Consider the following 11,346-nt stretch of genomic DNA (forward strand, 5'->3'; position numbering starts at 1 on the left):
GCTGCTGCCCTCTCTTGACCTCCGTTGATTGATAAATTGGCATACAGTCTATGCGCGCAAGCTCCGGTGCAAAAGCATGGCCTGCATCAGCCAAGGTGATGACTGCACCCTTGACCGACGCAGGCACTGCCCGCCCAAAGGACGTGCGCCTTAGCCCTGTTTGACCGGATTACCCAGAAATTGATTGCGCAGCGCCTTGCGTACAAGGTCTACCGGAATGATGATCAAAGCCAGCAGGATCACCAGCCCCCATTCCTGCACGGAAAGCCCTACGGTACGCAAAATCTCGCCACCAAAGCTGATAAAGACAACCTGAATCAGCATGATTGCTGGAATGATAATACTAAACAGGCGATTTTCTAAGAGGTGCTCGAACAAATTAAGCCCCTGAGTGCGTGCATTCAAGGTGTTAAACACATGCACAAAGACAAAAAAGGCAAAAAAGGCGGTTAAGAATTTGGCCATCGCCTCCTCAGAACCGGGCGCATGACCGCCGGAGAACCATTCATGGGTTACGCTGCTGGTCAAAAAGCCGATGCTTAACGCGGCAATGATGCCACCGTTAATCAGAATCGACGACCACATATCGCCATTGATCAGCGGCTCTTCGCGGCGCAAGGGCTGTTCGTGCATATAGCGCTGCAAGGCCGCCTCACCCGCGAAGGCCAGACCGGCCAGGGTGTCCATGATGATATTTAGCCATAACAACTGGGTCATGGTTAAGGGCAGATCAAAGCCGAAAAACTGCCCCAAAAACATCACCAGGATGGCCGAGACATTGACCGTTAGCTGAAAAATCAAAAACTTACGGATAGACTTAAACAGCGTCCGGCCATACAGCACCGCCTTGGTCAGCGAAGAAAAATTATCATCCAGGATCACGATATCGCCCGACTCCTTGGTCATTTCCGTACCGCTACCCATGGCAAAACCCACATCCGCATTTTTGACCGCCGGGGCATCATTAACCCCATCCCCCGTCATGCCGACTACCAGGCCCATCTCCTTGGCCAGCCTGACCAGGCGGCTTTTATCGGTGGGGAAGGCGCGGGCGACCACATACAGATGTGGCAGTTTGGCCTTAAGCGCATCATCTGACAGCGCCGCCAATTCCGTAGAAGTCATCACAATGGCCTGTGGATCATCTTCCAGCAAGCCAACATCCTTGGCAATGGCCTGCGCAGTTTCCTTGGCATCGCCGGTGATCATCACCACATGAATGCCCGCATCTTTGGCGGTTTTCACCGAGGCATAGGCGGTGGTACGCAACTCATCGCGCATCCCGAACACGCCCACCAAGGTCAGCTCGGCGGGTAATTCAGTTTGGCCGGCAATCGGCGTTTCCGCAATCGCCACCGCCAGCAGCCGCATGGCCCGCGAAGACAGCCCGCGCATGGCCTCTTGCAAGGCACTGCTATCCGTCAAGGCATGGCGGGTGCCGTCCCCGTCCAGCCAATGAGTGCACTGCTGCAAAAGGATTTCCGGGGCCCCCTTGACCAGCGTCAGATTCTGCTCCCCCTGCACCTGGGTGGCAGAAAATTTACGCGCACTGTTAAACGGAATCAGATCCACAATCTCAACCTGGGCCTGCTGACTCAGATAGGGATTAACAAAACGCAGCAGCGCCTGCTCAGTACGATCTGCGCCCACCAGCTTGGGATCATTGGGATCAGAGGCATCAATCACCGCGCTGGTATTGTGACGCAGCGCAAAACCAGCCATATCGCGCAATCCCTGCGGGATGGTTTCCAGACTGACATACTGCTCGCCGTGACCGCTGATAAAGGCACTCACCGACAACTTGCCCTGCGTCAGGGTCCCGGTTTTATCGGTAAACAACAGATTCAGACTGCCTGCGGTTTCAATGCCTAACAGCTTGCGCACCAACACTTTCTCGCGCAGCAGCTTCTTCATGTTAATGGCCAGCACCATCGCAATCATCATCGGCAGCCCTTCCGGCACCGCGACCACAATCACAATAATCGCCAGAATCGCCGCCGTGACAAAATCCTTGATAATCAGGCCGCCATCTTGCGCAAAATACAGCCCAAAGCCACCGCCCTGCAACACGATATTGTTAAACATGAAGGCGATGAAGATAAAAATCGCACCCACATAGCCAAAGGTCGCGATATGCTTGCCCAGCACACTAAGCTTGTGCTGCAAGGGCGAGAGCCGATCATCCGCCGACAAAAGCTCCTTCATGGTCTGGCCGTAGCGGGTCTGATCCCCCACCGCAGTGGCCTGCATCACACATTCGCCATCCACCACCAGACCGGCCCGCGACAGGCGGTTAGCCTGCTCAAGCTGCATCGGGTCAGCGGCAGCTGTTTTGTGAATAGGCTCGGATTCACCGGTCAGCGCCGCCTCATCCACCTCCACATGCCCCGCCAGCACAAAACCATCCACCGGCACCGTATCACCCGGCTTAAGCAGAATCAGATCATCAACCACCAGCTGATTGATCGGCAGCTCAATCAGACTGCCATTGCGAAACACCTTGACCTGAATCAGCGAAGCCTCTTCCAGCAGGCGCTGAAAAGACTGCTCGTTACTGTGTTCAGACCAGGTAGCCACCAAAGTCGCAATCGCCACCGCAAAGGCAATACCGACACTTTCATACCATTCGGCATACCCCAGGAAAGTCAGCACCACGGTAATCAGCAAAGCCACCATCAAAATGATGATGATCGGATCTTTGAGATTAGCTAACAGCTTATCCCAAAAGCCCTCGCTTTCCTGACTGGCAACGTCATTAGAACCGTACTGGGCACGGGATTGCTGTGCCTGCTGCTCAGTCAATCCAGAGTAGGAGAACTTCATGAATTCCTCCAAAAAAACCCGCACATCGGTCGGGCAAAGACAACGGCGGCTAAACGCCGTTGGGTATTATTTAAGAACAAGGGAATAATGCAGACGCGGATCAGGCCAGTGTTGACACCGCCTGCGCGGACTGGGACACGCACATTATCGCCAATTGAGGAATCATACAAGATGGCGACCTTTAGGGTCGTGGCACACGCCAGGCGTTTGCGTGTTTTTATGCGGCATCGGCAAGCCGCCGCTACGATGCCAGCAGTTCCAAATTTAAGCCCACGATGTTTTTTTAATTCTCAAAAAATCCAACCTGGGCTGAATCGTTGCATTTTTGGGTTCTTCCTTCAGGGTTTGGCCGTGTTTGGGTATCAAAGCACACGCTCAACGCTGAAAAATCAGGCGCTATACAAAAATTCTGTGGGATTCCCCACCGGACAATGCCGCTGATTGTGTCAATCTCCGACGGCATTGTTGACACAGCAATTAACTGGATTCCCAGCTAAAGTTACCGTATCGCCACCACTCACACCGGAGAGCATCATGCCACTGCCCAAGATCACCCTGCTGCATCAGGATCTGGACACCCTACTTAACGCCTGGGCGCACACCCCCGCGACACCGGCTCAGCATCGGCGCTGGCCGCCTGAGCGGACGCTGTTTCATCGCCAGCTCGGTCAGGATCAGCCCGACACCCTGCGCCTGCTCGCCGAGGATGGCGGCGATGGCGAACCAGTGTTCAGCGTCAAGGCGCGCACCGTCCAGCCTATTTCAGCAACAGTCTCGCCGAACATCGCTGGCCGAGCGAGCGCGATCTGGTGCGCCTGGGGCGCTTCACTCATCTGGACAGCGAGCGCATCCTGGCGCTGGTGCTCAAGATGCAGTGGGAGCGCTACTACCTGGAGGCCAAACCGCCCAGCAGTGGCTCGCTGCTCGATGCGCTGCCGCACATCGGCGCGGATGATCAACGCCTGCTGCTGAAATTTCAGCCCGGCGCCGGGCGCACGCTCGACATCCCGGCCCTGTATGCGCTCTTTGAGCAACAGGGGCACCTCGCCAGCGGCGCCGGTTACCACGAGGAGCCCTTCCGCGTTCTGGTGCATCGGCTGATTCAGGTGCATGGCCAGTTGCACGCCAGCGACAGCCCCGAGCTGCTGGCCTTTGTCGCGCACTGCCGCACCGAGCGCCAGCTCCTCGCCGCCGCCAACGACAGCGAGCAGGAACGCTTCTGGCGCACCAAGCTGATGTGGATGAGCGCCGATCAGGAACTGGGCAATCAACTGCTGGAGCTGGAAAACCAGCGCCTGCGCAACGCCAATCTTCATCAACGCTGGCTGGCGACCTTCGGCGAAGACCTAGTTGGGACCACACCATCCGCGTCTGGGACAGCGCCAGCGGGCGCACCCTGCGCCTTCTTGAGAAGCTGTTTGGAAACTACCGCCTCAAGCCAAGCGGTTAGCCATCAGTCGACTCATTGCGAGATAAATCCAGGCTTCGCTGCTCGACATCAAGCGCTCGTAGTCCTTGCTCAGACGGCGTGAGTGGTTCAGCCAGCCAAAGGTCCGCTCAACAACCCAGCGTCGCGGCAACAAAACAAACCCTCGGCGCTCCTTGGGACGCAAGGCCCCCGTCAAGACGAAACGAAAGCGCTGGGCAACCCAGTCAACCAGGCGTCCACTGTAGCCGCCGTCAACCCAGATCGTGCGCAGCTTTTTGCAATGACCGGGGAGATGGCGCAGGAGTTGGCGCGCCCCATCACGGTCTTGCACGCTGGCGGCGGTGACAACGACGGCCAGCACCAGCCCCAGGGTATCGACCAGAAGATGGCGTTTGCGGCCCTTGATCTTCTTGCCGGCGTCATAGCCGCGCTCGCCAGGAATCGCCGTGGTCTTGACGCTTTGGTTGTCCAGACACCCGGCGCTCGGATGCTTGTGACGCCCGTGGCGTTGCCGTAGCCGAGCGCGTAGCCTGTCATGAAGACGCTGCCAGGTTCCATCGCGCCGCCAGCGATTGAAGTCATAGTACACTGCCGACCAGGCAGGAAAGTCGCGCGGCAGCTGACGCCACTGGCAGCCCGTCTGCAGGATATAGAAGATCGCATTGATGACTTGGCGCATGCTGAGCTTACGAGGGCGCCCGACCGGGGCGCTCGGCAACAGCGGCTTGATCGCCTTCCAGGCGCCGTCGCTGAGGTGACTCGGGTAGCGTTTTTTTGCGAATCTTCTTGCTGCATTTCTAGGGCATGTGGGCCACTTCCTAGAAAAAATCGTAGGTTAAGCCATTACGCGATTAATTTCCAAACAGCCTCTTAGACTTCCAGCAATAGGCGGGCGGGGTCTTCGAGCATTTGCTTGATGGCGGAGAGAAATTGCACGGCTTCGCGGCCATCGATGATGCGGTGGTCGTAGGAGAGGGCCAGGTACATCATCGGGCGAATGACCACTTGGCCGTTTTCGGCAATCGGGCGTTCCTGAATGCGGTGCATCCCCAGGATGGCGCTTTGCGGCGGGTTGATGATCGGGGTGGAGAGCAAGGAGCCGAAGATGCCGCCATTGGAGATGGTGAAGGTGCCGCCGGAAAGTTCGTCAAGGGCCAGTTCGCCTTTGTTGGCGCGTTGGCCAAAATCAGTGACGGCACGTTCAATCTCGGCCATGGTGAGGTGGTCGGTGTCGCGCAGTACCGGCACGACCAGGCCTCGCGGCGAGGATACGGCGATGCCGATATCAAAGTAGCCATGATATACGATGTCTTTGCCATCAATGGAGGCGTTCACCTCCGGAAAGCGTTTGAGCGCCTCGGTGGCGGCTTTGACAAAAAAGGACATAAAGCCCAGACGCACGCCGTGGCGCTGTTCAAAGCTGTCACGGTAGCGGCTGCGCAGCTCCATCACCGGCTGCATATTAACGTCATTGAAGGTGGTTAAGATGGCGGCGTTGCGCTGTACCTCGACCAGTCGCTCGGCAATTCTGGCACGCAGGCGCGTCATGGGGACGCGCCGTTCGGGGCGGGCGAGATTGTCTGTGACGGGCGGGGATGGGGGCGTTGTGGCCTGGGTTGTTTCAGTGACAGCAGGCGCGGCGCCGGGGGATTTTTCAGACGGCTGTTGCTGGAGATGGCGCAAGACATCTTCTTTGAGGATGCGTCCATCGCGCCCACTGCCTTCAATGGTGTCGGGGTCAAGTTCATGCGTGGCGACGAGTTTGCGCACTGCCGGGCTTAAGGCCGGTGCATCACTGGCCACGGGGGCGGCCTGCGCGGCAACGGGCGGCGGGGTCTGCTGCGGTGCGGGAGCGGTCTCGGTTGCCTTGGCCTCAGCGGGACGCAGTGTGCCGATCACTTGCCCGGCGGTCACCACAGAGCCTTCTGCCTCGATGATGCGCTCCAGGGTGCCGGAGGCGGGAGCGGGGATTTCCAGCACCACTTTGTCGGTTTCAATATCCACCAAGATGTGATCTTGCGCGATGGCATCGCCTGCCCGCTTGTGCCAGGACACAATGGTGGCGTCACTGACGGATTCTGGCAGCGGGGGGATTTTGATCTCAATGCTCACGGTGTTTCAGGCTCCAATTCCAAGGCTAAAAATGCGCCCCTGATGCAGCGGGTCGTGAGAGCACGGCCTGTGCATCTGGATCAGTCTGCTTGCGGGTCGTGAGGCAAGATATCCAAAGCAAAGCATTGCCGGGCATTGGCAGCGGTGGCTTGCGCGATCTGTGCGCTGGGGACAGCGCGCAGGGCGGCGATGCTCTCCACCACCGTGCCCAGCCAGCGTGGTTCGTTACGCATTCCCTGCTGTGGCAGGGCAGGCTGATCCGGGGCATCGGATTCTAGCAGCATAGCATCAAGCGGTATTGCGGTCACTACGCGGCGCACCCGCCGGGCCTGTGGATAGCTGACCAGGCCGCCAAAACCGAGCATAAACCCCCACTCAATCAATTGAAACGCCTGCTCCAGACTGCCGGAAAAGCTGTGCACCACGCCGCGCACTCCCGGATAGCGGCGCACGGTCAAAAGCACCGCCTCAACCGCCCGCCGGGCATGCAAAATCACGGGTAAATGGTACTGCTGGGCAAGTTCCAGCTGGGCTTCCAGGAGGTGCTGTTGCTCAGCGCGATCCAGGTGAGGATCCGCATAATCCAGGCCGCATTCACCGATAGCCACGGCGGGATAACGCTCAAGCCAGGCAGCCAGGGCGGCAATATCGGCGCGTTGATGCTGGTGCAGGTAGAGCGGATGGAGGCCATAGGCCGGATACAGACCGGGACAGGATTGACAGAGCTGTTGCAAACGCCCCCAGGTGGCGCGCTCAATGGCGGGAACCAGCAAAGCGCACACACCTGCGGCGCGGGCGGCGTGCCAGCAGGTGTCGCGGTCCGCATCAAAGCGCGGATGGTCAAAATGACAATGGCTGTCAATCAGCACATTTAGCCACGTTTTTTCAGCAAGTCCTCGATGATTGGCGCCAGAATGATCTCCATCGCCAGTCCCATTTTGCCCCCTGGGACGACGATGGTGTTGCGCCGTGACATGAAGGAATCATGCAGCATATTGATCAGGTAGGGGAAGTCTACATTGAATTTTTTCGGGTCACGCACCCGGATCACCACCATACTTTCGTCCGCCGTGGGAATATCACGGGCAATGAAGGGGTTGGAGGTGTCCACCGTCGGCACCCGCTGGAAATTGATGTCGGTGCGCGAAAACTGCGGGGTGATGTAATTCACATAATCAGGCATCCGGCGCAGGATGGTATCCACAATGGCCTCGGCGGAATATCCGCGCTCGGCATTATCGCGAAAGATTTTCTGAATCCATTCCAGGTTCACAATGGGTACCACGCCAATCCCCAGATCCACATGCTGTGCTACATCTGCCGCGCCATGCTTGGTCAGGCCGTGCAGTCCTTCATAAAACATCAGATCCGTGCCGGGCGGGATATCTTCCCACGGGGTAAATTCACCCGGCTTTAACTGGGTATTCAGGCGGGCATTATGTTCGTCGGCCTCTTCCTCGCTGTGCAGATAATAGCGCTTTTGCCCGGTTCCGTTTGCGCCATAATGGCGAAACAGCTCTTCAAGCTTTTCAAACAAATTGGCCTCAGGGCCAAAATGGCTGAAATGATCGTTGCCACTCTCGGCGGCCTGTTTCATCGCAGCGCGCATCTCGACGCGGTTATAACGGTGAAAGCTATCCCCTTCGATGATCACCGGGTTGATCTTTTCGCGAAAGAAAATATGCTCGAAAGCCCGTTTGACGGTAGAGGTACCTGCCCCGGAGGAACCGGTGACGGCAACAATGGGATGCTTTTGGGACATACACAACTCCTCTTGATATAACTTATTATTTTTAAAATAAATAAAGCCGATGCGCCGGAGGTTAAAATACCAGATTAAGCATCAGCAGCGAGACTAGCAAAAATAAAAGGGTCATGATACCGCCTGCCCGCAGAAAATCCTTCACCCGATAGCCCCCCGGCCCCATGATCAGGGCATTGACCTGATGGGTGGGAATCAAAAAAGAATTCGAGGTGGCAATCGCCACGGTCAGGGCAAATACCCGAGGATCGGCGGCCATGCCTGCAGCCTGCGCCGCGAGGGCAAAATTAACCGCCAGGGGCACCAGCAACACCGTCGCACCGACATTGGACATAACCAGGGTAAAAAACGTCGCCAGCACCGCCAGGGCCGCCTGCAATACCCACGGCTCGACTTGCCCTAAAATCGCCAGGGTTTGCTGGGCAATCCAGCTGGCCGTGCCGGTCTGATCCACCGCCATGCCCAGCGGAATCAGGCTGGCCAGCAAAAACACCGTTTTCCAGCTTACCGCCTTGTAGGCCTCATCCATACTGAGCACCCCGCTCAAAACCATTCCCAGTGCCCCGGCCATCAAGGCCAGCGACAAGCGCAGATCGGTAAACACAATCAGGCCCAGGGTCATGGCAAAAAACAGCAGGGCAAAATGCAGCTTGTGGGGACGCAATTCCTCATGCGGGTATTCCGTAGTGACCACCGCAAAATCCCGATCCTTCGCCACCCGCGCCAAGGCGTCCCAATTACAGTGACAGGCCAGGGTATCACCGGCCTTAAGCGGTAATTCACGCAAGCCTTCACGCAGGGTTTCATCACCGCGATGAATCGCCAGCACCGACAGGCCATAGGTTTTGCGCATGGCGATTTTGGTAACGGTTTTGCCGATCAGGCCCGAGCCCGGCGGAATCACCACCTCGGCAATCCCGGCCTTGGTGTGCGCCAGGGCGTCGCTGAAAATATCCAAAACCGGCGAAGGCTGTTCGCCGCTGCCCTCCCGGAAGCCCTCCAGGCGCGGTGTCGGCCCCAGCAAGGCCAAGTGCGCCCCGCTCTCAATCACCGTACCACTCCACGGGCCAACCCGCAGTTCACCGCGCATAAACACACCGACCACCACCACGCCATATTCACTTTCAATCTCGCCCACGGTTCGCCCGGCCAGTGGGCTGAAGGTTTTGAGTTTAAGCTCGCGAATGGTGAAATCCAGACCATACACCCGGCGAAAAAAATCCATGGTGCTTTCCGCACTGGTGGCATCGGTACTGCCCGGCACTGCGGGCAAGACATAGCGCCCGAATAAGACAAAATACAAAATGCCGGTGGTCACCAGCGCCAGACCGATGGGCGTCACATCAAACAGGCCGAAAGGCTCCATCCCCTCAGGCAGCAGATCATTGAGCAAAATCAACGGACTGGAGCCTACCATGGTGATCGTCCCGCCGAGAATGGCGCAAAATCCCATTGGCATCAGCAGCCGCGACAACGGCAGACCGGTGCGCGCCGAGATCCGCGAGACCACTGGCAAAAACAGCGCGGCAGCGCCGACATTTTGCATGAAACTGGAAATCACCCCGACCGAACCCGACACCAAGGGAATGATGCGCTTCTCGGCCTCCCCGCCAAGGCGCATGATGAAACTCGCCACCCGTGACATCACCCCGGTTTTATCCAGCCCGGCACCGATGATCATCACCGCAATGATCGACATCACCGCATTACTGGCAAAGCCATCAAACAAGCGTTGCGGGTCAGCAATCCCCTGCAGCGTCGGCACAAAACTCAACAACCCCAGCAACACCATCACCGCCACCGCCGCCACGTCAACGCGCACAATCTCGGAGACAAACAGAAAAATCGTCAAAGCGAGCAGCCCCAACACAACCATCATTGGCAGGGTGAGTATCAGAGGTTCAGACATGGCAGGGAGTCCTTAGCGTTTTTTATAATATATTATTATACGTTAATAACATTATCCACCGCCAAGCCAGCCCCTCTAAATTTGCCCTGCTCAGAACCTGTTCAACGTCTTCTGGAAATAGGCAATACAGCGCGAGATGAGACATTCCTATCCCAGTGACATCCGTCGAGAGCCGTGGCGGGCGCATCTTGCCTTCGCTGTGGCGGCATCATCTTAAAAAACACCCCTCCTTATCAAGGAGGGGTGCCCCGTCAGGGGCGGGGTGGTTAAAAAGCCTGACCCCCACCCCATCCGCTTTTTGCTAAAATCCCCGCATAAACACCCCATCCCCACATCACATGGAGTCAGTCTTATGCCCTTGAGTTGGAACGAAATCCGCGAGCGCAGTATCCGCTTTGCCAACGAATGGGCGGAGGAATACCGTGAAGAGGCCGAGGCCAAGACTTTCTGGGATCAGTTTTTTCACATCTTCGGGATAGAGCGCCGACGCCTGGCCAGTTTCGAGCAGCAGGTGCAAAAACTCAGCGGCCAGCGGGGCTTTATTGATCTATTCTGGCCGGGGGTGTTGCTGGCCGAACACAAATCACGCGGCAAGGATTTAGACAGTGCCTATGCGCAAGCCTTGGATTACTTCAGCGGCCTGAGCGACAAAGAACTGCCGCGTTATGTGATTGTGTCAGATTTTGCCCAGTTTCATCTGTATGACCTCGACGCCCAGACCCACACCCAGTTTCCCTTAAGCGCCCTGCCCGAACACATCCAGACCTTTGGCTTTATCGCCGGATATGAAAACCGCGTTTACAAGGAACAAGACCCGGTGAATATGCAGGCCGCGCATAAACTCGCCCAGCTACATGACGGGCTGCGCGAGATTGGCTACGACGGCTATGATCTGGAAGTCTATCTGGTGCGGATTTTGTTTTGCCTGTTTGCCGAGGATACCGGGATTTTCCTGCCACGGGGGGCCTTTGAAGAGTATCTGCGTACCCGCACCAGCGTGGATGGTTCTGATGTGGCCTGTCGCTTGGCGGAGTTGTTTGAGATCCTCAACACCTTACCGGAAAAGCGTTTAACCGCGCATGATGAACAGCTCATCCGCTTCCCTTTCATCAACGGCCAACTCTTTGCCGAACGCCTGCGCATCGCCGCTTTTGACAGCCGTTTACGCACCCTGCTGTTGGACTGCTGCGAACTGGACTGGGGCCAGGTCAGTCCGGCCATCTTTGGCAGCCTGTTTCAAGGCATCATGGACAAAGACCTGCGCCGCAATCTCGGCGCGCACTACACCTGTGAACAAAACATCCTCAAACT

The 11,346-nt window shown here is 57.2% G+C and carries 8 protein-coding genes; 2 read left to right on the forward strand and 6 right to left on the reverse strand.

The genetic code is table 11. From position 1 onward, the window contains the following. Positions 1-150: 150 nt before the first annotated feature. On the reverse strand, positions 151-2,823 hold the full coding sequence (locus tag THISIDRAFT_RS06305) for a calcium-translocating P-type ATPase, PMCA-type (protein WP_006787803.1): 2,673 nt from the start codon (positions 2,821-2,823) through the stop codon (positions 151-153). 809 nt (positions 2,824-3,632) lie between these two features. Here THISIDRAFT_RS06305 and THISIDRAFT_RS06310 point away from each other — a divergent pair. Further along, complete coding sequence (locus THISIDRAFT_RS06310; RefSeq protein WP_006787804.1) at positions 3,633-4,355, forward strand: hypothetical protein; 723 nt, start codon at positions 3,633-3,635, stop codon at positions 4,353-4,355. Here THISIDRAFT_RS06310 and THISIDRAFT_RS06315 read toward each other — a convergent pair. From THISIDRAFT_RS06315 to THISIDRAFT_RS06335, 5 genes are all read right to left on the reverse strand, one after another. Beyond that, a protein-coding gene (locus tag THISIDRAFT_RS06315; protein WP_246585419.1) for an IS5 family transposase occupies positions 4,257-5,034 on the reverse strand; the annotation gives its coding sequence in 2 pieces (ribosomal slippage) (positions 4,257-5,027 and positions 5,029-5,034; 777 coding nt in all). The genes THISIDRAFT_RS06310 and THISIDRAFT_RS06315 overlap by 99 nt on opposite strands. Positions 5,035-5,122: 88 nt before the next feature. After that, on the reverse strand, positions 5,123-6,364 hold the full coding sequence (odhB, locus tag THISIDRAFT_RS06320) for a 2-oxoglutarate dehydrogenase complex dihydrolipoyllysine-residue succinyltransferase (protein ID WP_006788592.1): 1,242 nt from the start codon (positions 6,362-6,364) through the stop codon (positions 5,123-5,125). An 80-nt stretch (positions 6,365-6,444) separates the two neighbouring features. Next, a complete protein-coding gene (locus THISIDRAFT_RS06325) occupies positions 6,445-7,233 on the reverse strand; it encodes a TatD family hydrolase (protein WP_006788591.1) in 789 nt (262 codons plus the stop codon). A 2-nt stretch (positions 7,234-7,235) separates the two neighbouring features. Beyond that, positions 7,236-8,126, reverse strand: a complete 891-nt coding sequence (locus THISIDRAFT_RS06330; RefSeq protein WP_006788590.1) for a phosphoribulokinase — start codon at positions 8,124-8,126, stop codon at positions 7,236-7,238. A 61-nt stretch (positions 8,127-8,187) separates the two neighbouring features. Continuing rightward, positions 8,188-10,035 carry an SLC13 family permease gene (locus THISIDRAFT_RS06335; RefSeq protein ID WP_006788589.1) on the reverse strand — a complete coding sequence of 616 codons (1,848 nt, stop codon included), beginning with the start codon at positions 10,033-10,035 and terminating at the stop codon, positions 8,188-8,190. A 352-nt stretch (positions 10,036-10,387) separates the two neighbouring features. On the opposite strand from THISIDRAFT_RS06335, the gene THISIDRAFT_RS06340 reads away from it, so the two are divergent. Further along, positions 10,388-11,346, forward strand: a 959-nt coding sequence (locus tag THISIDRAFT_RS06340) for a type IIL restriction-modification enzyme MmeI (RefSeq protein ID WP_336245400.1), incomplete at its 3' end; no start/stop codon positions are given.

Source organism: Thiorhodospira sibirica ATCC 700588 (assembly GCF_000227725.2).
GTDB lineage: Bacteria > Pseudomonadota > Gammaproteobacteria > Ectothiorhodospirales > Ectothiorhodospiraceae > Thiorhodospira > Thiorhodospira sibirica.

What these genes read in the sequence shown, in the direction of transcription:
- THISIDRAFT_RS06330 (WP_006788590.1), bottom strand. Translation starts at nt 8,126, where the DNA reads ATGTCCCAAAAGCATCCCATTGTTGCCGTCACCGGTTCCTCCGGGGCA.
- THISIDRAFT_RS06305 (WP_006787803.1), bottom strand. Translation starts at nt 2,823, where the DNA reads ATGAAGTTCTCCTACTCTGGATTGACTGAGCAGCAGGCACAGCAATCC.
- THISIDRAFT_RS06335 (WP_006788589.1), bottom strand. Translation starts at nt 10,035, where the DNA reads ATGTCTGAACCTCTGATACTCACCCTGCCAATGATGGTTGTGTTGGGG.